The 26,591-nt window shown below is 63.6% G+C and carries 23 protein-coding genes and 1 tRNA gene; 16 read left to right on the top strand and 8 right to left on the bottom strand.

Going from position 1 to position 26,591, the window contains the following annotated elements; genetic code table 11:
• Positions 1–28: 28 nt before the first annotated feature.
• From ACVJGD_RS09885 to ACVJGD_RS09875, 3 genes are all read left to right on the top strand, one after another.
• Positions 29–751: a M15 family metallopeptidase gene (locus ACVJGD_RS09885; RefSeq protein ID WP_456640219.1), complete on the top strand. Its 723-nt coding sequence runs from the start codon at positions 29–31 to the stop codon at positions 749–751.
• A 122-nt stretch (positions 752–873) separates the two neighbouring features.
• Positions 874–2,520 (top strand): isovaleryl-CoA dehydrogenase, encoded by a 1,647-nt coding sequence (locus ACVJGD_RS09880; RefSeq protein WP_456634173.1) that lies wholly within the window; start codon positions 874–876, stop codon positions 2,518–2,520.
• Between the two features lie 140 nt (positions 2,521–2,660).
• Positions 2,661–3,434, top strand: coding sequence for a CPBP family intramembrane glutamic endopeptidase (locus tag ACVJGD_RS09875; RefSeq protein ID WP_456634172.1), 774 nt, complete (start codon positions 2,661–2,663; stop codon positions 3,432–3,434).
• 105 nt (positions 3,435–3,539) lie between these two features.
• On the opposite strand, the gene ACVJGD_RS09870 is transcribed toward ACVJGD_RS09875, so the two are convergent.
• The 4 genes from ACVJGD_RS09870 to ACVJGD_RS09855 form a co-directional block, all read right to left on the bottom strand.
• Positions 3,540–4,463: an AEC family transporter gene (locus ACVJGD_RS09870; RefSeq protein ID WP_456634171.1), complete on the bottom strand. Its 924-nt coding sequence runs from the start codon at positions 4,461–4,463 to the stop codon at positions 3,540–3,542.
• Between the two features lie 3 nt (positions 4,464–4,466).
• On the bottom strand, positions 4,467–4,949 hold the full coding sequence (ruvX, locus tag ACVJGD_RS09865; RefSeq protein ID WP_456634170.1) for a Holliday junction resolvase RuvX: 483 nt from the start codon (positions 4,947–4,949) through the stop codon (positions 4,467–4,469).
• A gap of 293 nt (positions 4,950–5,242) precedes the next feature.
• Positions 5,243–6,178, bottom strand: a complete 936-nt coding sequence (locus tag ACVJGD_RS09860) for a cyclase family protein (protein WP_456634169.1) — start codon at positions 6,176–6,178, stop codon at positions 5,243–5,245.
• 190 nt (positions 6,179–6,368) lie between these two features.
• Complete coding sequence (locus ACVJGD_RS09855) at positions 6,369–7,259, bottom strand: LysR substrate-binding domain-containing protein (protein WP_456634168.1); 891 nt, start codon at positions 7,257–7,259, stop codon at positions 6,369–6,371.
• A gap of 107 nt (positions 7,260–7,366) precedes the next feature.
• On the opposite strand from ACVJGD_RS09855, the gene ACVJGD_RS09850 reads away from it, so the two are divergent.
• The 10 genes from ACVJGD_RS09850 (at position 7,367) to ACVJGD_RS09805 (ending at position 16,733) form a co-directional block, all read left to right on the top strand.
• Entirely contained in the window at positions 7,367–8,350 is a 984-nt protein-coding gene (locus ACVJGD_RS09850; RefSeq protein WP_456634167.1) for an NAD(P)H-dependent flavin oxidoreductase, read from the top strand.
• Positions 8,351–8,449: 99 nt separating this feature from the next.
• A complete protein-coding gene (locus ACVJGD_RS09845; RefSeq protein ID WP_456634166.1) occupies positions 8,450–9,532 on the top strand; it encodes an NAD(P)H-dependent flavin oxidoreductase in 1,083 nt (360 codons plus the stop codon).
• A gap of 100 nt (positions 9,533–9,632) precedes the next feature.
• Complete coding sequence (gene gatC / locus ACVJGD_RS09840) at positions 9,633–9,920, top strand: Asp-tRNA(Asn)/Glu-tRNA(Gln) amidotransferase subunit GatC (RefSeq protein ID WP_225706242.1); 288 nt, start codon at positions 9,633–9,635, stop codon at positions 9,918–9,920.
• Positions 9,921–9,944: 24 nt separating this feature from the next.
• On the top strand, positions 9,945–10,157 hold the full coding sequence (locus ACVJGD_RS09835) for a hypothetical protein (protein WP_225706243.1): 213 nt from the start codon (positions 9,945–9,947) through the stop codon (positions 10,155–10,157).
• Entirely contained in the window at positions 10,154–11,629 is a 1,476-nt protein-coding gene (gene gatA / locus ACVJGD_RS09830) for an Asp-tRNA(Asn)/Glu-tRNA(Gln) amidotransferase subunit GatA (RefSeq protein ID WP_456634165.1), read from the top strand. The genes ACVJGD_RS09835 and gatA overlap by 4 nt, the downstream gene beginning before the upstream one ends.
• 1 nt (position 11,630) lies before the next feature.
• Entirely contained in the window at positions 11,631–11,909 is a 279-nt protein-coding gene (locus ACVJGD_RS09825; protein ID WP_456634164.1) for a hypothetical protein, read from the top strand.
• Between the two features lie 240 nt (positions 11,910–12,149).
• On the top strand, positions 12,150–13,547 hold the full coding sequence (locus ACVJGD_RS09820; protein ID WP_456634163.1) for a patatin-like phospholipase family protein: 1,398 nt from the start codon (positions 12,150–12,152) through the stop codon (positions 13,545–13,547).
• Between the two features lie 95 nt (positions 13,548–13,642).
• A complete protein-coding gene (gene gatB, locus ACVJGD_RS09815; RefSeq protein ID WP_456634162.1) occupies positions 13,643–15,127 on the top strand; it encodes an Asp-tRNA(Asn)/Glu-tRNA(Gln) amidotransferase subunit GatB in 1,485 nt (494 codons plus the stop codon).
• Between the two features lie 197 nt (positions 15,128–15,324).
• Positions 15,325–15,708 carry a hypothetical protein gene (locus ACVJGD_RS09810; protein ID WP_456640592.1) on the top strand — a complete coding sequence of 128 codons (384 nt, stop codon included), beginning with the start codon at positions 15,325–15,327 and terminating at the stop codon, positions 15,706–15,708.
• 758 nt (positions 15,709–16,466) lie between these two features.
• Positions 16,467–16,733, top strand: a complete 267-nt coding sequence (locus ACVJGD_RS09805; protein ID WP_456634161.1) for a hypothetical protein — start codon at positions 16,467–16,469, stop codon at positions 16,731–16,733.
• Positions 16,734–16,783: 50 nt separating this feature from the next.
• Here the strand turns inward: ACVJGD_RS09805 and ACVJGD_RS09800 are convergent, their stop codons facing one another.
• On the bottom strand, positions 16,784–17,416 hold the full coding sequence (locus ACVJGD_RS09800) for a TetR family transcriptional regulator (protein ID WP_456634160.1): 633 nt from the start codon (positions 17,414–17,416) through the stop codon (positions 16,784–16,786).
• 94 nt (positions 17,417–17,510) lie between these two features.
• Here ACVJGD_RS09800 and ACVJGD_RS09795 point away from each other — a divergent pair, with 94 nt between their 5' ends.
• Together ACVJGD_RS09795 and ACVJGD_RS09790 are read left to right on the top strand one after the other, a co-directional pair.
• Positions 17,511–18,188 (top strand): O-methyltransferase, encoded by a 678-nt coding sequence (locus ACVJGD_RS09795; protein WP_456634159.1) that lies wholly within the window; start codon positions 17,511–17,513, stop codon positions 18,186–18,188.
• Between the two features lie 173 nt (positions 18,189–18,361).
• Positions 18,362–18,790, top strand: coding sequence for a hypothetical protein (locus tag ACVJGD_RS09790; protein WP_456634158.1), 429 nt, complete (start codon positions 18,362–18,364; stop codon positions 18,788–18,790).
• An 876-nt stretch (positions 18,791–19,666) separates the two neighbouring features.
• Here the strand turns inward: ACVJGD_RS09790 and ACVJGD_RS09785 are convergent.
• Positions 19,667–19,760 (bottom strand) — tRNA-Ser (locus tag ACVJGD_RS09785).
• A 784-nt stretch (positions 19,761–20,544) separates the two neighbouring features.
• Positions 20,545–21,402, bottom strand: coding sequence for a hypothetical protein (locus ACVJGD_RS09780; protein WP_456634157.1), 858 nt, complete (start codon positions 21,400–21,402; stop codon positions 20,545–20,547).
• Positions 21,403–22,634: 1,232 nt separating this feature from the next.
• Here ACVJGD_RS09780 and ACVJGD_RS09775 point away from each other — a divergent pair.
• Positions 22,635–24,170, top strand: coding sequence for a porin (locus ACVJGD_RS09775; protein ID WP_456634156.1), 1,536 nt, complete (start codon positions 22,635–22,637; stop codon positions 24,168–24,170).
• A gap of 149 nt (positions 24,171–24,319) precedes the next feature.
• On the opposite strand, the gene ACVJGD_RS09770 is transcribed toward ACVJGD_RS09775, so the two are convergent.
• Positions 24,320–26,479: a lytic transglycosylase domain-containing protein gene (locus ACVJGD_RS09770; protein ID WP_456640218.1), complete on the bottom strand. Its 2,160-nt coding sequence runs from the start codon at positions 26,477–26,479 to the stop codon at positions 24,320–24,322.
• Positions 26,480–26,591: the final 112 nt, after the last annotated feature.

Raw genomic sequence — 26,591 nt, 5'->3', positions numbered from 1 at the left:
GTTCGTGAAAATTGTCGTGATTGCGTTCATGGCCGTCACCTGGGCCACGCCGGCCGGCGCACAGACCTTGCCCGGCGGGTTCGTGTTCCTGCGCGATATCGATCCGACGATCATCCAGGACATCCGCTATGCCGGTTCGAACAATTTCGTCGGCCGGCCGCTCAGGGGCTATGCTGTTGCCGAATGCGTGGTGAAGCGCGAGGTCGGGCTGAGGCTGAAGGCCGTGCAGCAGGAACTCGCGGGACAAAAGCTGTCATTGAAGATGTTTGATTGCTACCGGCCGGTGCGGGCGGTCGCCGACATGGTGGCGTGGTCGAGGGATGGCAAGGAGACGGTCACCGGCAAGCGCTACAATCCGGCGTTCAGGAAGGCTGATCTGTTCCGGCTCGGCTATATCGCTGCGCGATCCGGCCATTCGAGCGGGGCCGCGCTCGACCTGACGCTGGTCGATCTGGCCGCCGACAATTCCGGTAAGTTCGATCCCGCGAGAGACTATGCCGACTGCACGGCATCAGCGGAAAAGCGGGCGCCGGAAGGCAGCGTCGACATGGGCACTGGCTATGATTGCTCCGACGTCAAGGCGCATACCGCCGCACCCTCGATCAATCAGGCGCAGCGGCGGTGGCGGAAGCGGCTGGTTGCGGCGATGGCGCGACAGGGCTTTGTCAACTATTCCAAGGAGTGGTGGCATTTTTCGCTGCCCGGCGCGGGCGGTCAGGCCTATGATTTCCCCATTCCGCCGCGGCGCTAAAGCGTGACGACTTTTCTTCGAATCGTCATCCCGCTTTAGCTCCTTGTTTGAGCATGATCTTTTCGGAGAACCGGTGTCCACTTTTCCGGATCATGCTTTAGTTCCGGCTTTCAGGAAGCGTCATGACCCAATCAAGCTTCTCGACCCACGAGGTCTTCAATCAGTCGCCGCCGTTCGAGGACGTTGATCTGTTCACGCTTGACACGCCGCTGGTGGAGGCGGTCGGCGCCAGTGGCGGCGCCGCGGCGCAGTCTGAGCTCGCGCAATTCGGCAAGCATTGGGGCTCGTCGGCGATGGCGGAGCGGGGCCGCATCGCCAATGAGAACACGCCGAAGCTTCGCAGCTTCGATTCCCGCGGCAACCGCCGCGATGTGGTCGAGTTTCATCCGGCCTATCACGAACTGATGGCGCACAGCGCCCATGCCGGCGTGCACAACTCGACCTGGACGGCGGACGGCAAGCCTGCGGGCGGCGCGGCGGAGGTCGTGCGCGCGGCAAAGTTCTATATCGCCGCGCAGGTTGAGACCGGGCATCTCTGCCCAATCACGATGACGCGTGCGTCGGTCGCCGCGCTCGCGTCGCAGCCGGATCTGCTGGCGAGGACGATGCCGGTCATCGCCACGCGTTCCTATGATCCGGACTTCATGCCCTGGTGGGAGAAGCGCGGCATGACGCTCGGCATGGGCATGACCGAGAAGCAGGGCGGCACCGATGTGCGCGCCAACATGACGCGCGCGGAACGCGATGGCGATGCCTATCGCATCACCGGGCACAAATGGTTTATGTCGGCGCCGATGTGCGACGCGTTCCTGGTGCTGGCGCAGGCGGAGGAGGGCCTGAGCTGCTTCTTCATGCCACGCTTTGCGCCGGACGGATCGGTCAATGCGATCCGATTCCAGCGCCTGAAGGACAAGCTCGGCAACCGCTCCAATGCGTCGTCGGAGGTGGAATTCCATGATGCCTATGCCGAGCGGATCGGCGAGGAGGGCAAGGGCATCCGCACCATCATCCAGATGGTGCAACTGACCCGGCAGGACTGCGCGATCGCCTCCGCCGGCCTGATGCGCTCGGGGCTCGCGCACGCGCTGCATCACGCGCGGTATCGCAGCGTGTTCCAGAAGCATCTCGCCGATCAGCCGCTGATGCAGGCGGTGCTCTCGGACATGGCGCTGCATGTCGAGGCGACGATCGCGCTGGTGATGCGGCTCTGCCGTGCGTTCGACCGCACGCCTGATGACGCCAAGGAGGCGGCCTATATGCGGCTGCTCACGCCCGCGATCAAATACTGGACCTGCAAGAGCGCGCCCGGCTTCCTCTATGAGGCGATGGAGTGCCTCGGCGGCAACGGCTATGTCGAGGAGGGCATTCTGGCGCGGCATTACCGGGAGTCGCCGGTCAATGCGATCTGGGAAGGCTCGGGCAATGTGATGTGCCTCGACGTGCTGCGCGCGCTCTCGCGCGAGGCCGACGCCGCATCGGCCATCCTGCAGGACCTGGCCAGCGAGACGCAGGGCCTGCCCGGTGCGACTGAGACAATCGCCTTCATCGGCAAGGCGTTCCGCAGACCCGACAGCGAGCGCGTCGCGCGGCTGGCCGTGGAGAAACTGGCGATGCTCGCGGGGAGCGCCGCGCTCAATGGCGTGATGCCGCGTCACGCCGAACTGTTCGCGGCGACGCGGCTCGCGACCACGCACGCCGGCATGTACGGCGCGGTGGAGCTTGCCGAGAGCGATATGCGCGCGCTGCTGGAGCGGGCGCTGCCGCATTGAGTGCCGCTATCCCGTCATGCCCGGGCTTGACCCGGGCATCCACGTCTTTTTTTGCCGCGCGGCACCAAGAGCGTGGATGCCCGGGACCAGCCCGGGCACGACGAGGAGGAGAGAGAATCTCGCTCGATGAAAGTTATCCGATGGATGTCCTCAGTCCCGAAAATCCGCCGCTGACCACTGCTCCGCCGCCGCTGCCGCCGCGGGTGTGGAAATTCTGGGGTACGACGCTGTGGGGATTGTTCGTGTTCGGCGGCATGTTTTTGGGACAGCTTGCCGTCGTCATCTATTTCATGCTGAAGCAGGACGCGCCCAATATCGCGTCCGTCATTCAAACGATCGGCGGGGGACTGACGATTGCGCTCTCGGTCATCACGGGATTGCCGGGGGTCTTGCTGGCGCTCTGGATCGCGATCCGTCCGACCCGGAGTTCTTTCGCCGATTATCTCGCGCTGCGCTGGACCTCCTGGAAGAACTTTGCCATCGGCGTGGCCGCGCTGGCGTTGTTGGTTGGCGTATGGGATCTGGTCTCGCGCGCGCTGGGCCGCGAAGCCTCGCCGGGCTTCATGGGCGACGTATTGAAATCGGCGCAGGCCGAAGGCGCGCTCTGGCTGCTGGTCATCGCGTTCTGCATTGCCGCTCCGGTATCGGAAGAGCTTCTCGCCCGCGGCTTCCTCTATCGCGGCTGGTCGGAAACGGCCCTCGGACCCGGAGGCGCGATCCTGCTGTCATCGCTGGTCTGGACGGTGCTGCATCTGCAATATGATTGGTTCTCCCTCAGCGAGGTATTTTCGATCGGCTTCCTGTTCGGCTATCTGCGCTACCGCTTTGATTCGACCTGGCTCACCATTGTGCTCCATGGGCTGAACAATCTCGCGGCGACGCTGCAGGCGTTGTGGCTGGCGGGGCAGTCGTAGTTTCTTGCACCGCCGTCATTGCGAGGGGCAACGCGACGAAGCAATCCATATCTCCGCAAGTGGTGAGATGGATTGCGTCGCTTCGCTCGCAATGACGGCGGTGTGCTAGGCGACGAGCGAAATCACGATCGGCATCGTGATCGCCGCCAGGATCGTCTGCAGCGTGATGATCTGGGCGAGCAGGGGTGCATCGCCGCCCATCTGGCGGGCGAGCACATAGGCCGACGAGGAGGTGGGTACCGCCGAGCCGACGGCGACGATGACGAGGCTCGGGCCGGACAGGCCGAACGCGAGGGCGAGCGCCACGGCAAGCACGGGCATGGCGATCAGCTTCAGGAACACCGTGACGCTGGCGGCGAAGCTCGGACGGAACATGCCGTCGAGGTGCAGGCCGGCCCCGGTGACGAGCAGGCCGATCGCAAGCGAGGAGCGGCCGAGCGCATCGGCCACGTCGTGCCAGAGCTTCGGCAGCGGGAAGTGGGTCACGTTCAAGAGCAGCCCGACGACGCAGGCCCAGATCAGAGGGTTTTTCACCACCGTCATGACGATGGTGCCGGCCGACTGCTTTTGCGGCGCGGCGTAGTGCGCGAGCACGGAGACGCTGAACACATTGACCAGCGGGATGATCGCGACCATCGCGACGGACGCGAGCGCGAGCCCGACGTCGCCGTAGAGGCTGCCTGACACCGCGAGCGCGACATAAGTCTGCCAACGGGTCGCGCCCTGGAACACCGAGGTGAAGGCGGGACCATCGACGCCGCCGCGTGCAAGCAGCGGGCGGAGCGCAAGGCAGGTTAGTGACATCGCGAGCGCCGAGAGGAACAGCGCGCCGCCGACGCCGCCGATCGGCACCCTTGTCAGGTCGGCCTTCACCAGTGTCTGGATCAAGAGCACCGGGAACAGCACGTAATAGGTCAGCCGTTCCAGGCCGTGCCATTGCGTCTCCGGCTTGAGCAGCGTCCGCTTCAGGATGAAGCTGAGCACGATCAGGAGGAATGTCGGCAACAGCGCCGCGATGACGACGGCCATGCTTCAGCGCTCGCCCCGCAATTTTGCCAGCCGGTCCAGCGCGCCCTGCAGGATGAAGATCGCGGCGTGCTCGTCGATCACCTCGGCGCGCCTGGCGCGGCTGACATCCATGCCGATCAATTCGCGCTCGACGGCCGATGTCGAGAGCCGCTCGTCCCAGAGCCCGATCGCGAGCGTGGTCAGATTGGAGAGGTTGCGCGCGAAGGCGCGAGTCGATTGCGCCCGCGGCCCCTCGCTGCCGTCCATGTTGATGGGGAGCCCAAGCACGAAGCCGGCCGCGTTGCGTTCGGCCACGATCGCCAGCAACCGCGCCGCGTCGGCCTTGAACGCCTTGCGCTGGATGGTCTCGACGCCGGTGGCCAGCCGGCGATCGGGGTCGGAGACGGCGACGCCGATGGTCTTGGTTCCGAGATCGATCCCGATCAACGCACCGCGCGCAGGCCAGTGCGCGACGGCTTCGATCAGGGGGAGGACAGGGGCGGGCATGACGATGCGCTTAACACGTGGTGCACCGAGTAGGCAAAGCCGTCCTTCACCTCGCCTCAGCGGGGCCGATGGTGAAGATGGATCAGGTCGAATTGCATCCGCGATGGATGCTGCGCTCCCTCTCCCGCTTGCGGGGGAGACGAGCATAGCTCGCTCCGGGAGGGCTGGGGTGGGGGTGTCTCCGCGATTCACGCTGCCCTCGCGTGGGGAGAGAACCCTCACCCGCTGCGCTCTTCGAGCGCAGCGACCTCCCCCGCAAGCGGGGGAGGTGGGGACCACGCTCGTGGCTGATGTCAGCGGATCGCGACGGGGTTGATCATGCTCTGCACGCCGCCGCGCCAGCGCGGCTGCCCGAGCACGAACAGGAACTCATACCCCTTGTCCTTGGCGAGCTCGGCGGTGTCCATGTTCTCCAGGATGTAGGTGCCGTTCTTCGCCAGCAGGATCTGGTGCACCTCGAACACGTTGTTGGATTCGAACGGCAGCACTTCGAGACCCCAGGTATCGGCACCGACGGCGACCACGCCCTTGCCGGTGAGATAATTGGCGCCTTCGACCCCGAGGCCGGGTTCGCCCGCGGAATAGCGCTTGTCGTCCTTGCCGATCAGGCTGAGCCAGCCGGTATGGAAGATCACGACGTCACCCTGGCGGATCTCGACGCCCTGTTTCTTCGCGGCTTCCTCGATCTCCTTGGTATTGAAGGCGGTGCCTTCCTTGACCACGTCGGTGTTGTAATAGGCGGCCATGTCGAGCAGGACGCCGCGGGCGACCATCGGCGGCACCTTCTCGATGCCGAGCTTCTTCAGGCCGGTGGGATCGGCAAAATCGGCGAGCTTGTTGCCGTTGTAGTAGACGTGCTCGATGCCGAGATGGCCAAGGCCGTCGAGCTGGCTGCCGATACCGACCCAGGTATCGAGGATGTCGTCATTATAGGTCGCCTTGTTCGGACCGAGGCCGGAGACGCCGGCCTGTCCGGGCTGAACGATGGTGATCTTGAAGCTGCGCGGCGGATAGGCCGGCGTCTTGGTGTCGACGGGAATGCCGAGCGCGTAGGTCTTGCCGGTCTTCACCAATGATGCGGCTTTGACGACGAGCTCGGGCGTCATGTAGTTGGCGGCGCCGATCTCGTCGTTCGGCCCCCATTTCGACTTGGTCCAGTCTTGTGCGCTTGCCGTTCCGACCGTGGCCAACAAGGCAACAGAACAGCACAACACGAATGCGGTGCGCATCGCAGTCCCTCCCAGATGTTGACGTTATGGTTGTTGGTAGAAAGCGCCGCATACTAACGTAGCTGCGTACAACGATCCAAAAATTTTTGATGACGCCTGTCGCATCAGGCGCGTGCTCGCACGCGCGAAGCGCGTGACGGCTCCGTCACAAAAATATGGCTTTCGGAATTTCGCTGAGCGGAACGAGCCGTCAGGCGGCGATGACCTGGTCGTCCTTGTCGAGACAGGCGGCGAAACTTTGCAGCGCGCTATATTGATGGGCGCTGCGGCGCTGGATGAATATCGTTTCGGCGCGCGCATAGGACGGGTCGAGCGTGTGGATGCTGACACTGGCATGCAACGCATTGCGCTCGACGACCGCGCGCGGCAACAGCGTCACGCCCATGTCGGCGGCGACGCAGCCGACCATGCCGTCGAGCGTGCCGAGCTCGAAGCGCGCGGCCGACGGCCAGCCGAAGTCGGTGAAGATCTGCTCGAGCCGCTGGCGATAGGTGCAGCCGGTGCGGAAGACCAGCGCGGTCGGTCCGGATTCCGACGTGCCTGCGCGCAAAGCGGCGAGGCTGGTCCAGCGCTGCGCGGTGACCAGCACCAGCTCTTCGCGGAAGGCGAGGGTGGAGGTGAGTTCGGCGTGATCGATCGGGCCGGCGACGAAGGCGCCGTCCAGCGTGCCATCGAGCACGGCGGTGACGAGATCGGCCGTGGTCGCGGTCTTCAGGGTCAGCCGCACCGCCGGAAACCGGCGATGGAATTCGGCAAGCAGCACCGGCAGGCGAACGGCGGCCGTCGTCTCCATCGAGCCGATCGCCAGCGGCCCCTTCGGCTCGCCATCGTCGCGCGCGGCGAGGATCGCTTCGCGCGAGAGCGCGGCCATTCGTTGCGCGTAAGAGAGCAGGCGCCGCCCGGCGCCCGTCAGTGTCATGCCGCGGCTGTGGCGCTCGAACAGCGCGGTGCCGATCTCGGCTTCGAGCGCCTTGATGCGCTGGGTGACGTTGGACTGCACGGTGTGCAGCTCGTCGGCAGCGCGGGTGATGCCGCCGAGACGGGCGACTGCCGCAAAGGTCTGGAGGTCGGTGAGTTCCATGATCGCAGCCTGCGTTTCATATTTGAGATGGTTGCGTTCTCAAGTATTCATTTCGAGAGAATGGTAGCTCTGCCTATTCTGACTGTCGAGATCGCTTGGGGGACGTGATGCCGATCGACACACCATTGACTGCGCTTTTAGGCATTCGTCACCCGATTGTGTTGGCGCCGATGGATGTGGTTGCGGGCGCGCGGCTCGCGGCTGCCGTCAGTGAGGCAGGCGGCTTTGGCATCCTTGGCGGCGGCTATGGCGACCGTGCTTGGCTGGAGCGGGAGACGGCAAAGCTCGGATCCTGCGCCGCGCCGTTCGGAATCGGCTTCATCACCTGGAGCCTGGCGAAGCAGCCGGAGCTCTTGGACATCGCACTTGGTGCTGGTCCGCGGGCGATCATGCTGTCGTTCGGCGATCCGAAACCGTTTGCACCAAAGATCAGGGCGGCCGGTCGGCTCCTGATCTGCCAGGTGCAGGACGAGGACATGGCGCGGCAGGCGATGGAAGCGGGCGCCGACATCCTGGTTGCGCAGGGAACTGAAGCGGGCGGCCACGGCGCTTCGCGCACCACGCTCGACGTGGTGACGGCGATCGTCGATCTCGCCGCCGGTCGCGTGCCTGTCGTTGCCGCCGGCGGCATCGCGGATGGCCGAGGTCTGGCGGCGATGCTGACGCTGGGCGCCTCCGGCGTGCTGCTCGGCACCCGCTTCTATGCGAGCGAGGAGGCCGCCGGCGCGGAGGAGGCGAAACGGCGCATCTGCGCGGCGAAGAGCGGCAACACCGTGCGCAGCATCATCTTCGATCTCTCGCGCAATAATGTCTGGCCGGCGCCGTTCACGGGACGCTGTCTCATCAACGACCATGCGCGGCGCTGGATGGGGCGCGAGATCGAGCTGATGCAGCACGTGAAGACGGTTGCCGCCGAATATGCCGAGGCCAGAGCCACCGGCAATTTCGACGTGGCCGCCGTCATTGCAGGCGAAGCAGTCGGGCTGATCCACGACATTCCACCCGCGGGCGAAATCGTTGACAGGATCGTCAGCGAGGCCGAGCAGATCTTGCGCGGGCAGCGCAATTCTTTTCCTTCACCCAATGTGTGAGAGGGTGACGCGGATGCAATCCGCGTCGGATGATGGGTTCTCTCCACGGGCGCAACTGGGAGAGGTTTACTCGCGAGCAAAAGGGGGCATAGCTCAATCATGTGGCCGGACCGCCGAATTGTCGATCTGTTCAAGACCGAGTTTCCGATCGTGCTCGCGCCGATGGCCGGCGTGATGGATGCAGACCTCGTGATCGCGGCTGCGCAAGGCGGCGCGCTCGGCTCATTGCCCTGCGCGATGCTCACGGCGGAGAGGGCGCGCGAGCAGATCAACATCATCCGCCAGCGCGTCTCCGCGCCGATCAACATGAACTTCTTCTGCCACCAGCCGGACGAGCTCGATCCGCACCGCGAGGCGCGCTGGAAGGCGCGGCTTGGGGCTTACTACGCAGAGTTTGGGCTGGATCCCGCGGCGCCCGTCAACGTCGCCAATCGTGCGCCGTTCGATGACGCGATGTGCGAGGTGGTCGAGGAATTGAAGCTGGAAGTCGTCAGCTTCCATTTTGGCCTGCCGGAGGAGCGGCTGCTCAGGCGCGTGAAGGATGCGGGTGCGATCGTGATGTCGTCGGCGACCATCGTGAAGGAAGCGGTCTGGCTCGAGGAGCACGGCGCCGATGTCATCATCGCGCAGGGTGCGGAGGCGGGCGGTCATCGCGGCATGTTCCTGACCGACAATATTGCCGAGCAGCCTGGCCTCTTCGCGCTGGTGCCGCAGGTGGTCGATGCCGTGAAGGTGCCGGTGATCGCGGCCGGCGGCATCGCGGACGGGCGCGGGATCGCGGCGGCGTTCGCGCTGGGTGCCTCGGGCGTGCAGATCGGCAGCGCCTATCTGCGCTCGCCTGAATCCAGGGTGGGCCCGGCGGCGCGTGCCGTGCTGGCGCAGGCGAAGGACGATTCCACTGTGATCACCAACGTGATGACGGGGCGGCCGGCGCGCGGGGTGGCCAACCGCGTGATATCAGAGATCGGGCCAATCTCGCCGGACGCGCCGGCCTTTCCGCATGCCGCAACCGCGCTGGCGCCGCTGAAGGCGGCTGCCGAAAAACGCGGCAGGGTCGATTTCACCAATCTGTGGGCCGGGCAGGCGCTGCCATTGGGCCGCGAAATGCCGGCGGCCGAGCTGACCCGGACGTTGGCCAGCGAGGCATTGGCGCGGATGGGCAAATTGGGCTTGAGCCGCTAGCGCCCACACCTCTCCCGATGGGAGAGGTGCCGCGGGTTGCGGCGCAAAAGCGGCGTCTGCTATACGGCGGGCTGATCTTGCTGCCCAAAGGCCATATATAATGTCAGTCGACGCCACGACCGTCCGCCGCATCGCGCATCTGGCGCGGATCGCGGTCTCCGAGGCTGAAGTTCCTCATCTGCAGGGCGAGCTGAACGCGATGCTCGCCTTCGTCGAGCAGCTTTCGGAGGTGAATGTCGAGGGCGTCGAACCGATGACCTCGGTGACTCCGATGGAGATGAAGAAGCGCGCCGACGTGGTCAATGACGGCGAGATTGCCGATGATATCGTCCGCAATGCGCCGGCCACCGAGAATCACTTCTTCCTGGTGCCGAAGGTCGTCGAGTAAACTCCTCTTTTTGCGGGAAGTCCGATGTGTCTGCTCTGCGACGATGAAAAGGCCTATCAGGCCTACATGAACTATCTCGACGCGATGGAGCGGCAGGGCAAGGCCGCCGATCCGAATGCGGTGATGCAAACGGTGCTCGATCAGCTCGAGGCCGCCGACAAGGCGCGCGCCAAAAAGGACGATCCCGCCGACGACAAGACCCTGTCTCCGTTCTTCTGCAGCCCGATCAATAAATGACCGATTTGACATCGCTGACGATCGCTGAGGCCCGCGAGGGCCTGGCGAACAAGTCCTTCACCGCGCGCGAGCTTACCGATGCGCATCTTGCCGCGATCGAAGCGGCGCGCGTGCTCAACGCCTATGTGCTTGAGACGCCGGACCGCGCGCGCGAGATGGCCAAGGCTGCCGACGAAAAGATCGGCAAGGGCGAGGGCGGACCGCTCGCGGGCATCCCGCTCGGCATCAAGGACCTGTTCGCGACGCGCGATATCCGCACCACGGCGTGTTCAAAAATCCTCGGCAATTTCGTGCCGCCTTACGAATCGACCGTGACCTCGCAGCTCTGGCGCGACGGCGCGATCCTGCTCGGCAAGCTCAACAATGACGAGTTCGCGATGGGTTCGTCGAACGAGACCTCGTGCTTCGGCCCGGTGGTCAATCCGTGGCGGCGCGAAGGCTCCAACACGCATCTGGTGCCGGGTGGCTCCTCGGGCGGCTCGGCGTCCGCCGTCGCCGCACTGCTCTGCATGGGCGCGACCGCGACCGATACCGGCGGCTCGATTCGGCAGCCGGCGGCGTTCACCGCGACTGTCGGCGTGAAGCCGACCTATGGCCGCTGCTCGCGCTGGGGCATCGTCGCGTTCGCGTCCTCGCTCGACCAGGCCGGCCCGATCGCGCGCACGGTGCGGGATGCCGCGATCCTGATGCGCTCGATGGCGGGGCATGATCCCAAGGACACGACCTCGGTCGACATCGGCGTGCCCGACTACGAGGCTGCGATCGGCAAGTCGGTGAAGGGGATGAAGATCGGCATCCCCAAGGAGTATCGTCTCGACGGCATGCCGGCCGAAATCGAAAAGCTGTGGAGCGACGGCGCGGCATGGTTGAAAGCCGCGGGCGCCGAGCTGGTCGAGGTGTCGCTGCCGCACACCAAATACGCGCTGCCGGCCTACTACATCGTGGCGCCGGCGGAAGCATCGTCGAACCTGGCGCGCTACGACGGCGTCCGCTACGGCTTGCGCGCGCCCGGCAGCAGCATCGGCGAGATGTACCAGAACACCCGCGCCGAAGGGTTTGGCGACGAGGTCCGCCGCCGCGTCATGATCGGCACCTATGTGCTCTCGGCGGGCTACTACGACGCTTACTATCTGCGCGCGCAGAAGGTGCGCACGCTGATCAAGAAGGATTTTGAGGACTGCTTCGCCAAGGGCGTGAACGCGATCCTCACGCCGGCAACGCCGTCGGCGGCGTTCGGCGTCGGCGAGAAGGGCGGCGCCGATCCGGTCGAGATGTATCTCAACGACATCTTCACGGTGACCGTGAACATGGCCGGATTGCCTGGCATTGCGGTCCCCGCCGGCAAGGATGCGCAAGGCTTGCCGCTCGGCCTGCAACTGATCGGCCGTGCCTTCGATGAAGAGACGCTGTTCTCGCTCGGCGAAGTGATTGAGCAGGCGGCCGGACGCTTCACGCCGCCCAGGTGGTGGTGAGATGGCGGATTTCCGCGCCAGCCTCAAAGACGACGCGCCCGAGCCTTCGCTGTCGCCGCCGCTGGCGGCGCTGTGGTGGGCGGCGAAAGGCAATTGGGACAAGGCGCACCGCATCGTGCAGGACGAAAGTACCGCCGAGGCCGCCTGGGTGCACGCCTATCTGCATCGCGTCGAGGGCGATCTCGGCAATGCCAGCTATTGGTACCGCCAGGCCGGTAAGCCGGTAGCCAAGGATGGTCTTGAAGCCGAATGGGAGCGGATCGTCTCCGCGCTGCTCTAGGATTATTGTTTTGACGCGTTTTCTTCACGCGAACCGGTGTCCACTTCGCTTGAAAACGCTCTGACCTCTCCAAGTTGTGAAGGCTTACCGTGGTTCAATTTGACGCGGTTTCTTTACCGCGACCGTGGTTCAATTGGCTCGAATGGACATTTGCCCTGTCTCCACGCGCCACGCGGGCGCCCAGATTGCCTCGCGATAGGCTGAGGGGAAACGTGGCGTGGCCTGCGGCAAGGGAGCGTTGTGCGTAGATCGGGTATAGGGGCGTGGCTGTCGACGATACTGGCGGCCATTTTTGCGGTGGCGCTTGCCGGATGCGCAACCGTCTACAACCTGCCGAGCAACGTGCCGCTTGAGGGCGCGCTCGCCGATGGCAATTTCGGGCGTGATGTCCCGAGCTATGACGACGACGTGCTGGTCGCGCTGTCCTTCTCCGGCGGCGGCACGCGCGCGGCGGCCTTCTCGTTCGGCGTGCTCAAGGAGCTCGATCGTTCCCACGGCGGCTCCGGCCAGGCGAAAACGCTGCTCGATCGTGTCGACTTCGTCTCCGGCGTGTCCGGCGGTTCGATCACCGCCGCCTATTTCGGTCTGAAGAAGCGCGCCGCGCTCGACGATTTCCGCGAGCGCTTCCTGCTGCGTAATGCGGAGGAGGGGCTGAAGACCAACGTCTCGCTCGGCAATATCGGTCGCGCGCTCGCCGGCGGCGTCAACAACAGCCAGCTCACCGAGTGGCTGGACCAGAACCTGTTCGACGGCGCACGGTTCGATGCGCTGCGCGAGGACCGGCGACCGAAGGTCTGGATCAACGCCTCCGATATCTATAACCGCACGCCCTTCGTGTTCGGAAAGACCTCCTTCGACGCGCTGTGCAGCGATATCCGCTCCTACCGCGTGTCCGAAGCGGTTGCGGCATCGGCCGCGGTGCCGCTCGCGTTCGCGCCGATCGTGCTGGAGACCTATCCCGGCGGCTGCTCAAAGCCGCTGCCGGCCTGGCTCGAACGCGTGCGGCGCGATCCGAACGCGCAGCCGTTGCTGCGCGCGTTTGCGGAAGCCAATGCACGCTACCGCGACGGCTCCATGCGCTACGTGAAGCTCTTGGACGGCGGGCTCGTCGACAATTTCGGCCTGTCCGGTCTCAGCATCGGGCTGCTGGCGGCGGAGCGGCCGTACGAGCCGTTGACCGAGCGGCAGGCCGTGAAGCTCCGGCGGATCCTGTTCATGGTGGTCGATGCCGGACGCGGCATATCCGGCGATTTCGCGCAGCGCCTCGAGGGCCCGAGCGGGGTCGAGCTGGTCGCGGCCGCGGCAGATACCGCGATCGATTCCAGCGTGCGGTCGAGCTATGCGGCGTTCTCGTCGCTTGCCACCGAATGGTCGGGCAAGCTGAAGCGATGGCGGTGCGGCCTGTCGGCGGCGGATCGCACCCGCCTCGGTGCCGGTGGGAACTGGCAGTGCGGTGACGTCAACATCTATGTCGAGCGGATTGGCTTCGATCAGTTGGGCGGGGAGCGCGCCGGCATCCTGAACGCCATCCCGACGCGGTTCGCATTGCCGCCGGAACAGGTCGACCTCCTGATCGCTGGTGGCGCCGACGCACTCCGCTTCAGCAAGTCCTATCAGGCATTTCGACGCGGCCTTTGACCGCCCGAACCTCGTGAACGGCCGCTTGACTGGCGCGGTCCGTTGCGCGAAGCCGGAAGCCGCCCCAGATATCAATTGTCCGGAAACCGAGACCAATGAACGCACCTGCCACACCACACAAGCTCATCAAGGGCGCGACCGGCGACTGGGAGATGGTGATCGGCATGGAGATCCATGCCCAGGTCGTCTCCAACTCGAAGCTCTTCTCCGGCGCCTCGACCGCGTTCGGCGGCGAGCCGAACAGCCATGTCTCGCTGGTGGACGCGGCGATGCCGGGCATGCTGCCTGTCATCAACGAGGAATGCGTCAGGCAGGCGGTCCGGACGGGTCTCGGGCTGAACGCAAAGATCAATCTGCGCTCGGTGTTCGATCGCAAGAACTATTTCTATCCCGACCTGCCGCAGGGCTACCAGATCAGCCAGTACAAATCGCCGATCGTGGGCGAGGGCGAGGTGCTGGTCGAGCTCGACGGCGGCCGCAGCGTCACCGTCGGCATCGAGCGGCTGCACCTGGAGCAGGATGCCGGAAAGTCGCTGCACGACCAGTCGCCGACGATGTCCTATGTCGACCTCAACCGCTCCGGCGTCGCGCTGATGGAGATCGTCTCCAAGCCCGACATTCGCGATGCCGAGCAGGCCAAGGCCTATGTGACCAAGCTGCGCTCGATCCTGCGCTATCTCGGCACCTGCGACGGCGACATGGAGAAGGGCAATCTGCGCGCCGACGTCAACGTCTCGGTGCGCCGGCCCGGCGGGCCGCTTGGCACCCGCTGCGAGATCAAGAACATGAACTCGATCAACTTCATCGGCCAGGCGATCGAGTATGAGGCGCGGCGCCAGATCGAGATCCTCGAGGATGGCGGCAGCATCGACCAGGAGACGCGGCTGTTCGATCCGGGCAAGGGCGAAACGCGCTCGATGCGCTCCAAGGAGGAGGCGCACGACTATCGTTATTTTCCCGACCCGGACCTTCTGCCGCTGGAGTTCAGCCAGGCCTTCGTCGACGAGCTGAAGACGAAGCTGCCGGAGCTGCCGGACCAGAAGAAGGCGCGCTTCATCGATACCTTCGCGCTGTCGCCCTATGACGCCGGCGTGCTGGTCGCCGAGCGCGAAAGCGCGGAGTTCTATGAGGCGGTGCTGTCCGGCCTCGCCGATCGTGCGCGCGACGGCAAGCTCGCGGCCAACTGGGTGATCAACGAACTGTTCGGGCGCCTCAACAAGGAAGGCCGGGATATTACGGGCTCGCCTGTCTCGTCCGAGCAGCTTGCCGCGATCGTCGACCTGATTGGCGAGGGGACGATTTCAGGTAAGATCGCCAAGGATCTGTTCGAGATCGTCTGGCAGGAAGGCGGCGATCCCCGCGCGCTCGTCGAAGCGCGCGGCATGAAGCAGGTGACCGACCTCGGTGCGATCGAGAAGGTGGTCGACGATATCGTCGCCGCCAATCCGGACAAGGTGGCGCAGGCGAAAGCGAAGCCGCAGATGATCGGCTGGTTCGTCGGACAGGTGATGAAGTCGTCCGGCGGCAAGGCCAACCCGCAGGCCGTGAACGATCTGCTGAAGTCGAAGCTCGGCCTCTGACGCCTCGCGCGCGGACGCGAACGGCATCGCCGCGGGCGCTCTGCGCGACGCGCGAAGGCGTCCGCGGCTCACGCGTCGCGCCTTCAATCATCGCGTCGGGGTCATCCCTCCACCGAATCGGCCGACCGCGATTCGTCCGAAAAGGCCGTTTCAGCGGGCGGAGATGCCGCAGATACGGCTTACCCACGAAATTTTTTTTGTCGCCGGAATTGGCGACTCGACGCCCGCGCGACGCGCCCTCAGCCGGCTCGGTGAGTCTCGCCGACATCGCAGCCACATCACGCGCGAAGAAAAAAGAATTCAAGAAACGCCTGTGGCACAGGCACTTTCTGCATTCGCGATCAGTGTCGATGCCGATCAATGCTGCATTTCCTGCATCGCCGCGTGCGCGCAACGTCGCGCTTGTGCTTGCTGCGTCGGCACTTTTCGCAGCCCGTAACATCAACACTTCCTTAAGCTGGACACTGTTTTTTTTTGATGTGTTGGTGTATTCGGGATGCAGTGCATCTCGATTCCCGAGTGCACGCAGCGAAGTAAAGCCATCTCACGATATTGGAGGGCAACATGGCGAAGAAAGCTAAGAAGGCGAAGAGCGCAGTGAAGAAGACTGCGAAGAAGACCAAGAAGGTCGCGAAGAAGAAGAAGTAAGTCTCGCCCAAGAGAGGATGCCGGCGGATTGACGTCGGCGCGTCACCCGGACCTTCGGACGATCTGCTTCCCTGAAGCAATCCACCCAGGCGGCTCCGGTTGACGAAAGAGGGTGTCGGCGAGACATCAGGTCAAACGGCTGGATCGCCTTTCCAAGAAGGGTTCGCCCTTCGAAGTCGGTCCGGCAGAAGAAACAGGTTTCTTCGTTCGGTGCGGACCTCTATTCGGCTCCGCAATTTCATGAGGGCCCAAAGCCCATCGTGAAATCTGATCCTGACGTGTTCGCCGACGCCCTCGTTCCAGTAGCCGGCCATCTGGTGCCGGCTTTTTTGTTTCCCGATTTCCCCCACATGACGACCGGTTCGCTTGCGCTGCCGATATGGCGGGGCGGAATGGCTTTCGCGTCCTGTCGGCGTTTGCGCGCGATGGTTATCGTTCCGCCAACCGCCAGGGTAAACCGAACTTCACCATCGCGCATAAACCGTTGTGTTGCAGGCACTTCTCGGATTCCGGGAACTCGCCGCGCGGCGCGCGTTTACACGCCGTTCATCGCGATACTTAAACTGCTTTTCAAATTTGGCCGTCATGATCTCCCCCAACAAGCCGGCAAACGGCGTTGGGGATTAAGGCGTTGAAGTGGACGGGGGCCGCGCTCGGGGGAGGCGGCCAACAATAAGAAGGGGATACGACAATGTTTCAGGGACATATCGATCTGGAGACAGCCATTCCGGTGGACGCGACCGCGATCCCGGACGCGCTGTTCGAGCGTGGCCTCTATTGGGCGAGCGGCCGCTCCGGCGTGGTCAACCTGGTCGCCGCGCACAAATGGTTCAACCTCGCTGCCCTGAAGGGCCGCACGGATGCCATCGCGATGCGGCGCGAGATCGCCGAGCAGATGACGGAAGCCGAGATCGCTACGGCGCAGCGCGAAGCCCGCACCTGGATCACCGCGCATTGAAGCGGCGGACGCACCGCGGCGATCATCCGTGGCCGCCGCGCTGATCTATCTCAGTCGTGCTGGAGACCTCTGAGGTAGGCGCAGAACATATCGGCCATCGCGTCGGCATAGGCTTCGATCTCCGCAGGGAAACGAACGTTCTCCGAAAACTGCCTGCCCACCTCGGTCAGCGTCGTTGTGATAAGGTCGCCCGCCAATGCGCGAGTTGCTTCTGAAGTCTCAGGCAACGCCGCCTGCATGAAGACCTGAACAATGCGCTCTCCCGACGCCATCGCTTCCTGCGCTTCGGGCGCGTCGCGATAGAGAGGGGCGGCGTCATTCAGCGCCACACGCATCGCGGCCTCATCGCACTCCGAGCGGAGGAAGGCGTGGACCAGGATGCGCAGCCGTTCGAGCGGCGGTCTCTTGTCGTCCTCGAGGATTCCACGCAGCAGGTTGCTCGTCTGCCGCCATTCGTCGCTCTGAAGCCGGAAGAGGATCGCCGCCTTGTTCGGGAAGTACTGATACAGCGATCCGATGCTGACACCGGCCTTCTCGGCCACGCGCGCCGTGGTGAAGCGCTGCGCGCCTTCCTTCGCCAAAACCTGAACAGCAGCGTCCAAAATCGCGGTGACGAGCTCCGTCGAGCGGGCCTGTTTGGGCTGTTTTCGCGAGGAAACCCGGGCACTTCGTCGATCGGTCATGGAGCGGAGCTCGCAATGCGAATAGGAAATGCGACGAATTAGTCGTATTTCTGGTCCAGCGCAAGGACGCGCTCACTTCAGACCGGAGACCTGCATGACCACCCTGACCACCATCCCGCTGGCGCCGTTGCTGGATCGCTTGTTCGACGAGGCCGCTTCGTCGTCGCCGGCGGCGAACCCCGCACTGGCCGATCTTTCCCGCGAGGAGCACTCGCGTCTGATGCAAAGCAAGACCGATTACCTCGACTTCTACGGCCGCCTGAAAGATCTTCCGCTCGCCATCTCGCGGGAGACCGGCGCGCTGCTCTACATGCTGGCGCGGGGCTGCGGCGCGCGGACGATCGTCGAATTCGGGACCTCGTTCGGCATCTCGACCCTGCATCTCGCCGCAGCCCTGCGGGACAATGGCGGTGGCCACCTGATCGCCAGCGAGTTCGAGCCGTCCAAGGTGGCGCGGGCCCGGGATAATCTGACCGCCGGCGGCCTCATCGATCTCGTGGAGATCCGAGAGGGAGACGCCCTGCAGACGCTGAGCACAGGTCTCCCCGAGACGGTCGATCTGCTGCTGCTCGACGGCGCCAAAGGGCTCTATCCGGAGATACTGAGCCTGGTGGAAAGCCGCCTCAGGCCGGGCGCCTTCATCGTTGCCGACAACGCCGATTACAGCCCCGACTACCTGGCGCGCGTTCGCTCGCCCGCGAACGGTTACATGTCCACGCCCTTCGGCGAGGACGTCGAGCTCTCGATGCGGATCGGTTGGTCGGTTGCTTGATGTTGCCGTAACCGCGCTTCGCGATCTCTGCAAAGGCATTCAACCACTTTTGTGTGGACCGAGGTGCTGATCGCGGCGAGCCTGAATCGGATGACGTGGTGTAGTGATTTACCGAAGCTGACTATTTTCATAGCCGACGAGGCGGGCTCGTGGCGGACTCGGGGAAGCCAACGATGAACAAGCAATGGGAATACCAGGTACGGATCTATCTCGGCGACGAGCTTGCCGCGGTGGCGAGGCGGGATCCCGACAATCCAGCAATGAAGCCGCTGGCCGACATCCTCGTCAAACATCGTGCGACGATGAAGTGTCAGTTCGATGCCTTCGCCGACTATGTGGCCGAAGCTGAGAAGCGAGGTATCGAGAACTATCCGCTTTACGCATGGACGAAAGCGACGATCGAGGATCCCGAAAAGCAGGCGAAATACGTCAAGTCATTCACGCTCTATGTTGACGGCAATGAAGTCTATGCCAAGCCGCTCGCTGACGCGCTCGAATCGGACTTGCAGCCCCTGGTCGGCGGCAAGCTGATCACGCGACTTTCCAAGCACGATACCAATCCGGCGAACAACCCGCAGCCGCCGGCGCAGTATCGCAAGTAAAGGACAGCCGTGCTGCCGAGCCAGCGGCTGTTTACGATTGCGAGGAGCGTAGCAGATCGGCAATCGCCTACCGGGCCACCCAGCGTGAGGGGCCGCGCGGTGATGGCATGAGGGAGCGTCTAAAGCGCGATGAGATGAGGATCAATCATCATCGCGCTTTAGGTTATTGTTTGAGCATGATCTCCGCGCAAACGCTTTGCGTTTGTCGCGAGGGAAAACCGCTTCACACTTTTCCGGATCATGCTCTCGGCCGCCCACCGCGACATGTGAGCCTGCAGGAAATCAACCTCCGGCCCTGATGCTATTGCGTCCGTATGGTCCCGCTCGGGGTGAAGTCGTTCTTCTTATCGTACCTGGAGTCGCGTAGATTTCGGAAATACAGGTCGCGGTCGCCGCTACTCACACCGCCCGGCGAGACGACCGGAGACGGGCCCATACGAGCAAATGCGTTTGGGGCCATCGGACGGGCATATGGGTTTGGGTTCATCGCTGCAGCAGATGCGCTTGGCTTCATCACACGGGTATGAGTGCGCTGCGCGGCCAAAGCGACTGAAGTGGAGAGAGTGAGGATAGCGAGACTAACAAGGATGCTTTTGGTCATAGCCAGCTCCTCTGAACCTGAAGAGCCCCAGCGCCACCTGAACTACCTCAGAGAGTTTTCGTTCCAACCATGGCTTGGAGGCTGAGCCCGCCAAGCTGACACAGTCGCTCACGTGAACGAGTGGCTTTCATCGCCCGCCTGCAACCGCCGAAGTGATCCAGCAATGCGCGGCAGACGATTCCGAGCATGCCAAGCGTGATGCCGATCAGCGCAATTCATCGCCGCACCTCGCTGTGCAGCGAGCGCGACTGTAAGTTCAATGATTTCAAGGGTTCTGGCGGAGACGGAGGGATTCGAACCCTCGATAGGCCTTTACAAGCCTATAACGGTTTAGCAAACCGCCGCCTTCAGCCACTCGGCCACGTCTCCGGCAGCGCCGATATGCCCGACGCGCGGGCGACCCGCAAGCGGCAGATTCAGCGGATATCGGACTGTGCGCCGGCAGCGGCGGCCGACGCCCGATCGCGCTGTGGATAACGATACTGGCGTTGAAATTCGCCTTTGGAATTAATGCTAATTATTTCAATTGGTTACGGAGAGGATTGCGCGGTAAGGATTAGGGGCGGGGACTCGGTACCGGCTCGCCGGAGCTGAACATTAATATTGCCGGTATCGAGGAACAGCGCGGACCTCTGCTCAGGCAGTTGAAAGCTGCTGAGTTCCCGGTCTCGGGAATCATGTCTCCGCGTCCATGGCTTGCCGCCCCGGCTCAGACGACCTCACCCCTCTTCGCGCTCACAAATGGCGCTCCGAACCGGCATCACGTTGGCGAGTTCAAATAGGGCCGAAAAGAGCCTGGAGCTAACCAAGCTGATAGCGATCGATCGGCGGAGTTGAAAGGCGGCGCCACCAGCGAAGGAGGGAATGCCAGATGGGCCGTTTTTTCGCGATCTTGGCTCTCGGCCTGATCGTTCCGGCGGAGGCGCGGGCGAAGTGCGAGTGTCAGTGCGTCAACGGCCAGATGCAGCCGATCTGCACCAATCCCGGCGAGCTTCTTCCGCCTAATTGCCCAATGACGGCATGCCCGATGACGGGGCCGACGATTGCGCCGATCCAACCTCCGCAACCGCCGCCGCCCGGGGCCTCCGTGTGTTCGCAGCAGCAAGGGCGCCGCGTCTGCCGTTAAGCGCGGTGTTATGACCGCGCCCCTCATTCAATTGATAAATCGAATGGCGAGCATCAACCTGTCGCCCTGGGTCGGCGGCGACGCGCGGTGATAGCACGACGTATCCTGAACGAAGCCCAGGCCTGCAGGGCCTTCAATGACAATTTCGTTCTCGATTCCAAATTGCTGCCGCACATCTGCTCCGCTCGCGGTCACCGATCCCAGCAGCATGCGAAGCGGCTTGCGATTGTGCGATCGCTTCATCATGACATGCGCACCGGAATTGCGGTCGGTGTCGGTGATGTAGAAGCTGGCGTACACGAAGTTATAGCCGCTGACGTCATAGTGGTAATCGATGACGTGATGCCGCATCTTTCGGCGCGCTTCGTCGGTAAAGTCCGACGCGAAGCTCCAATCGAGTATGGTCATCACGCGACGCGGCTCATGGCCCAGATAACCTCGTACAATAGCGCGTAGCACCGGATCATCGATGACGGCCTGCACGGCAGGGCATCGCGCGGGCTCGTGAATGCCTCCGACCGGCACCGCCCTTCCGTCGATGCATTTACCCCGAACCACGTCGGCGTATTTGAATGTAGGACCTGTCGGATCAAAGATGGCGTGAAGCGGTTCAGATCTGGCAAATGACTCGATCTCGGCGATTATGCGAGGGGGGAGCTGCAAGCCGATAAAGACGGCTTCTTCACGAATGGTTTGCACGACGTGAGAAATGTCGGTGTCGGGAAAGAGCGTTGTGTGTCCGTCGGCGTCAGAGACAGCCGTGCTTCCAAGACTTGCCGCCAGTTGCCGCACACCGCTGTAGGCGGATCGGACCGTCTTGAACCTTCCGAGCACGTATGAGAGCTCTCCCCGAGCAATCCGGGTCGCAATGGTCTGGAAGTTCATTCCGTTCTCCATGAAACAGTGTTGCTGCCTAAGTCTGGTCTCCTTGTTTCTTGCTTTTGACGATCCTTCGGTAGGGACACGACAACAGGCAGCACACGGCCGCGTCAGCCGCGGCAACACGCGGTCTGCCTGTTTGGACTTCAGCTTTCGATCACCTGGAGGAGCTGCCGCGGACGCGGCTTGGGCAATGGATGGCTCTTGTTCCCCCCACAATCATTGATAGAAATAAGCAGATCGAACGGCTCTACGATGCCTAGGAAATTCTACCTCATCATTAAATTATGTAAATCAGATAATTTAGAATCGAATTAATTCACACATTTAATTATTAAAACCGTCTCCATTATATTGTGCCGGAATCGCATCGCAAGCCCGCTGGTTCCCAAGAGGGAACTCGATGGCGGGGGCGCCCGGGGACATTCCGGGACCGTGGCAGCGAGACAAGGCTGGCGATCGGTTCCCTCCGGTTCCGCGCGTTTGGCCCGCAAGGAGGGGACGAGGTCTGTCGGCTGTTTGCCGAAGATAGTCCATGTCAGTTCAAGGCAGTCGCCTGTCCAGTCGAACCGGGAGTGCTCGCCTGGCCGCCGGCACGCCGGGCGCCAGCGCGGTGGAATCCAGAGAGAACGGAGAGGCAGGCGGCGCGGCCAGGTTCTCGATTCCAAGTTCTCAATTCAGAGTCTCTATTGATGCCGGATGCGAGGTTGGCCACTCGCGGGCTGCCGACGGATCGAGGAATCAGACGTCCCTGAGTCGTTTGATTCGACGGGCATCCTTCAGCGGCGGAGCGAGAAGGGGCGGAGCCTCGGAGCGAAGGCCCTCGAGAGGTCAAGTGACGTCCAAAAATAATATCAAGTAATTTCAAAGACTTGCAAAAGCCGCTCGATCACATCTGCGTGTTATTTGTGCAACACCCGTTGGAAAACAGGCGGAGCGCAGCGGTTCGGAGCGGTTCCTTTGTTGCTTGTGCAATGCCCTTCGGTAATTCTGATGGTGCGACGGAGGGGGGCATCCCGAAGTCGTCCCGTTCTTGGTGGTTCGCTTAAGTCCCTCGCGTTTTCGCGGGAGTCCGAAAGCGCGAAGCGGCTTGACGGGTTTTTGGGGGACTAGGGAACCAGCCTCAGGGTGTTCACCCGGCGGATCCGCAGCTCTTCCTTACAGAGCAACTTGGAGGTTTAACATGAAGATGGTTAAGAGCCTTATATATCCTCGGCTCAGCGGCGGGTCTTCTCGCCATGGGCGGGGCACAGGCGGCCGATCTTCCCGTCAAGGCCAAAGCGGTCGAGTACGTGAGGATCTGTTCGCTCTACGGTGCCGGTTTCTGGTACATCCCGGGCACCGACACCTGCATGAAGATCGGTGGTTACCTGCGTGTCGACACCACGTTCAACGGCGGCATCTATGATGCTCCGGCTTGGAGTGGTGATATCGGTCAGCACAATCGGTACGCCAACTACTTCGCCGCCCGCTCCCGTATGGCGCTGACGGTCGATACCCGCACGGCAACGGAATATGGCGTCGTCCGCACCTTCGCTCAGGGCGACTTCCAGTTCTCGACGCTCGGCAACAACACCTTCAACCCGAACTCGATCAACGGTTCGCTCCCGGTCGCAAGCTCCAACCTGCTTGACACCCCCGGCGGCGGCTATGTCGCGGTCGAGTTCGTGTTCATCCAGTTCGCGGGCTTCACCTTCGGTAAGTCGGCTTCGGCCTTCGCGACGCCGTGGCATGGTTATCCGGGCAACAACTCGTCGTTCCTGCTCGGCGGTCATGACACCGTCACCGGCGTGAACAACATCCAGTACACCGCGCAGTTCGGCAACGGCATTTCGGGCACCATCGGCCTCGATGATCCGACCGTCTTCAACCGCACGGTCATCGCCAACCTGACGGTGCCGCTGACGTCGACCGGCGGTATCGCCAACGCCTATGGTGGCGTGACAGCTCCTGACGTGGTTGGTAACATCCGCATCGACCAGGCTTGGGGTCTGTTCCAGATTTCGGGTGCGGCGCATCAAGTCAACGCTTCGTACAACGCCCTGAATACGACCGGTGCTCCGGCCGGTGCGGTCGGTCTGCCCGGTGCTGCCCCGATCGGCGCGTCGGAACTCTCCGGTCACCCGGACACCAAGTGGGGCGGCGCGGTGATGGCTGCGTTGCAGATCAAGAACATCCCGACCGGTCCCGGCGACGACATCAAGTTGGATGCGACCTACGCGATCGGCGATACCAAGCAGGTGATCTCGACTTCCGCTGCTTCGCCGCTCTTCACGATGTTCGGTGGCGCCAGCAACTTCGGCTCCTATCAGAGCATCGGTTTCGGCGCGACGAGTGACGCCGTGTACCTGCCGGTGTTTGCCGGTGGCGACGGAGACCTTCACCTGACCAAGGCGTGGGGTGTCCGTGGTGCCTTCAACCACAACTGGGATCCGTACTGGTCGTCGAGCTTGTTCGGCAGCTACTCGGCTGTCCGATACGACAACACTGCGAAGGCCTTCGTTTGCGCAACCTATACGGCTGCGCGGGTTGCGGCTCCGAGCCTCGACTATAGCTGTAACCCGGACTTCAACGTGTCTCAGCTCGGCGTGATCACCCGCTGGACCCCGGTCAAGAACCTGACGTTCTCGGCCGAAGTCATGTGGTTCCACCTCGACCAGAAGTTCACTGGCTCGGCGATCTTGGCGCCGACGGCTCCGAAGCCGGTTGCGCGCTACGATTTCAAGGACCAGGATACGGTCAGCTTGAACGTCCGCGTTCAGCGCAACTTCTGATCCTGAACGTCTGACTACTCTGTAAGGAAATCCCCGGCGGGAAACCGCCGGGGATTTTTCCTTACGCTAAGGGCGAATGGTGAGTGGCGAATAGGAAGCGGCAGCGCGGATGCGCTATTCGCCACTCACCATTCGCCCTTCGCTCTTTTCTATTCGACGCTGGCGCCGCGATGGAGGTCGGCCTCGATCTGCAGCCGCGTGCCGCCGCCGAAGCGGGCGCGATAGACCTGCAAATTCTCCATGATCCGCTGCACATAGTTGCGCGTCTCGGAGAACGGAATCAGCTCGACCCAGTCGACTGCGTCGACCTTGGGATCGCGCGGGTCGCCATAGCGATCGATCCATTTCCGCACGCTGCCGCGGCCGGCATTGTAGGCCGCGAAGGTGAGGATGTAGGAGCCGCGATAGTCCTCGAGCAACCCGCCGAGCTCGGCGGCGCCAAGCGCGGCATTGTAGACCGAGTCGGTCTTCATGCGGTTCAGATCAAACGCGACGCCGGCCCGCTTGCAGACATAGCGGCCGGCGTCGGGCGTGACCTGCATCAGCCCGTAGGCCTGCGCCGGCGAGACCACGGCCGGATTGAACGCGCTCTCCTGCCGCGCGATGGCATAGACGATGCTCCGTTCGATTTCCGGGCCGATCGACCTGAAGGACGGAATCCCGTTGATCGGGTAGGCATAGAAGTCGAACGGCAGGCCGCGGTTGAGCGCGGCCTTGCCCATCAGCAGCATGCCGCGCGCATCGCTGTAGCGCGACGTCAATTCACCGAGCCCGACCAGCGCGTCGGGGTCGCCGTTTTCGCCCATGTCGGCGAGCATGGGGATCGCGAACTCGCGCGCGTCGAGCTCATAGAGCAGTTGCGCCGCGCGCACGACCTCCAACCGCTCGATGCCGAGGCCGCGTGCGCGCGGGACGCCGTTCAGCTCGATCTGCGGCAGGCCGAGTTTGGCGCGCGCAAGCTGGCCGTAATAGCTGGTCGATTGCTCGGCCGCGCGCAGATAGGCGGCGCGCGCCTCCTGGTTGCGGCCCGCGGCCTCGGCGGCGCGGCCTTGCCAATAGCCGGCACGCGCCAGCGCGGTCGGATTGACGCTGCCGACGCCGATGCGGGCGAAATGCTGCGCGGCGAGTCCGGGATCTCTGAGGAAGCGCAGCGCGATCCAGCCGGCGGTGAACTCCTGCTCGGTCTTGTAGATGTCGCGCGCCGGCAGGGCCGCATCGCGCGCGATCAGATAGGCGGTGCGATGCTCGCCGACGTCGATCATCTTGCGCGCCAAGAGGCGCCGCTCGATCCACCATTCATCGACATTGAACAGTCTCGCCGGATCCTTCGGCGCGCTCAGCATCAACTGCGCCGCTTCCGCGAACTTCTCCTCGCGGCGGAGTAACTGGATCCGGGCGAAGAGATAGCCGGTGTCGTGCAGCTCGCGCGGCACCGCTTCCAGCAGTGCCCTCAGGTTGGATGCTTTCTTGTTGGCAGCGATCCGTGCCCTGGCGAGCGCGAGATAACCCGAGCCCAGCCGCTTGGCCGCGCGCAGGCCGGCCGCCTCCTGCTCGGTGCCATAGAGCATCGTGTCCATGCGCGCCTTGTGATCGCCGGCGGTGAGCAGCGCCCCGAACAGGTCGAGCGCGGTGGTTTCCGTGTCCTCGCTCATGGGATCGCTGCGCCAGGCTTCGCGCACCAGCCGCTCGGCGTTGGCGCGGTCGCCGCGCGCCAGCATCGCCTTGGCCAGCGCGAACCGGCCCTTGGCCGACACGGGCGATTCGTTATCGAACCACGACCAGACCGCGGCATCTTCGCGATGGTCGTCCCACAGCGCAGCCTCGAGGCGGCGGCGCAGGAAGGTCTGCGAGGGCCAGCTCGGATTGGCCGAGATGAAGGCGCGGTAGCGTTCGACCGCGGCACCGTTGTTGTCGCTGCGCAGGATCAGCCACTCGGCAAGCTTTCTGGCGACGGGATCGGAGATCGTTGCCTCGACCTGCGTCGCATCGCCGGGCTTCTGCTTGCGGATGAGCTCGATAACGTTCTCGAGCGCATCCTTGTCGCCCCGCGAGGTCGATGAGGTCGCGGCCACAGCCGCCGGCACCGTCGGCTTGCTCCGGGCCGGCGCCGCGTGCTGGCGCGTAGCCGGCGCCAAATGGGGCGGGGGCGGAGCAGGTGCGCCGGACGACGTGGTCCGGGGAGCGGCGGCATTCTTGGCGGCCGCAGTCGCGGGCGTGGGGGTCGCGGGCGCGGTCTTGGGAACGACGCTACGGGCGATCGGCCGCGGTTTTGGCACTGGAACCTTTGGATCGGCCGCGGCTTCTGCCATCGCGGCGAGTCCGAATGCCAGCGCCAGCGATGTCGCCAAGGCGGTCGATCGCAATGCGGCTGCGCGGGGGGAAGGGGTCACGGCTTTCCTCTGCGGCGGCGAATCATCTGAT

Source organism: Bradyrhizobium sp. USDA 10063 (assembly GCF_054063735.1).
This window is presented reverse-complemented; position numbering and strand designations above follow the sequence as displayed.

Bases quoted from the DNA above. Each gene is read 5' to 3' on its own strand.
- ACVJGD_RS09885 (WP_456640219.1), top strand. From the start codon at position 29: ATGGCCGTCACCTGGGCCACGCCGGCCGGCGCACAGACCTTGCCCGGC.
- ACVJGD_RS09880 (WP_456634173.1), top strand. From the start codon at position 874: ATGACCCAATCAAGCTTCTCGACCCACGAGGTCTTCAATCAGTCGCCG.
- ACVJGD_RS09875 (WP_456634172.1), top strand. From the start codon at position 2,661: ATGGATGTCCTCAGTCCCGAAAATCCGCCGCTGACCACTGCTCCGCCG.
- ACVJGD_RS09870 (WP_456634171.1), bottom strand. From the start codon at position 4,463: ATGGCCGTCGTCATCGCGGCGCTGTTGCCGACATTCCTCCTGATCGTG.
- ruvX (WP_456634170.1), bottom strand. From the start codon at position 4,949: ATGCCCGCCCCTGTCCTCCCCCTGATCGAAGCCGTCGCGCACTGGCCT.
- ACVJGD_RS09860 (WP_456634169.1), bottom strand. From the start codon at position 6,178: ATGCGCACCGCATTCGTGTTGTGCTGTTCTGTTGCCTTGTTGGCCACG.
- ACVJGD_RS09855 (WP_456634168.1), bottom strand. From the start codon at position 7,259: ATGGAACTCACCGACCTCCAGACCTTTGCGGCAGTCGCCCGTCTCGGC.
- ACVJGD_RS09850 (WP_456634167.1), top strand. From the start codon at position 7,367: ATGCCGATCGACACACCATTGACTGCGCTTTTAGGCATTCGTCACCCG.
- ACVJGD_RS09845 (WP_456634166.1), top strand. From the start codon at position 8,450: ATGTGGCCGGACCGCCGAATTGTCGATCTGTTCAAGACCGAGTTTCCG.
- gatC (WP_225706242.1), top strand. From the start codon at position 9,633: ATGTCAGTCGACGCCACGACCGTCCGCCGCATCGCGCATCTGGCGCGG.
- ACVJGD_RS09835 (WP_225706243.1), top strand. From the start codon at position 9,945: ATGTGTCTGCTCTGCGACGATGAAAAGGCCTATCAGGCCTACATGAAC.
- gatA (WP_456634165.1), top strand. From the start codon at position 10,154: ATGACCGATTTGACATCGCTGACGATCGCTGAGGCCCGCGAGGGCCTG.
- ACVJGD_RS09825 (WP_456634164.1), top strand. From the start codon at position 11,631: ATGGCGGATTTCCGCGCCAGCCTCAAAGACGACGCGCCCGAGCCTTCG.
- gatB (WP_456634162.1), top strand. From the start codon at position 13,643: ATGAACGCACCTGCCACACCACACAAGCTCATCAAGGGCGCGACCGGC.
- ACVJGD_RS09805 (WP_456634161.1), top strand. From the start codon at position 16,467: ATGTTTCAGGGACATATCGATCTGGAGACAGCCATTCCGGTGGACGCG.
- ACVJGD_RS09800 (WP_456634160.1), bottom strand. From the start codon at position 17,416: ATGACCGATCGACGAAGTGCCCGGGTTTCCTCGCGAAAACAGCCCAAA.
- ACVJGD_RS09795 (WP_456634159.1), top strand. From the start codon at position 17,511: ATGACCACCCTGACCACCATCCCGCTGGCGCCGTTGCTGGATCGCTTG.
- ACVJGD_RS09790 (WP_456634158.1), top strand. From the start codon at position 18,362: ATGAACAAGCAATGGGAATACCAGGTACGGATCTATCTCGGCGACGAG.
- ACVJGD_RS09780 (WP_456634157.1), bottom strand. From the start codon at position 21,402: ATGAACTTCCAGACCATTGCGACCCGGATTGCTCGGGGAGAGCTCTCA.
- ACVJGD_RS09775 (WP_456634156.1), top strand. From the start codon at position 22,635: ATGGGCGGGGCACAGGCGGCCGATCTTCCCGTCAAGGCCAAAGCGGTC.
- ACVJGD_RS09770 (WP_456640218.1), bottom strand. From the start codon at position 26,479: ATGGCAGAAGCCGCGGCCGATCCAAAGGTTCCAGTGCCAAAACCGCGG.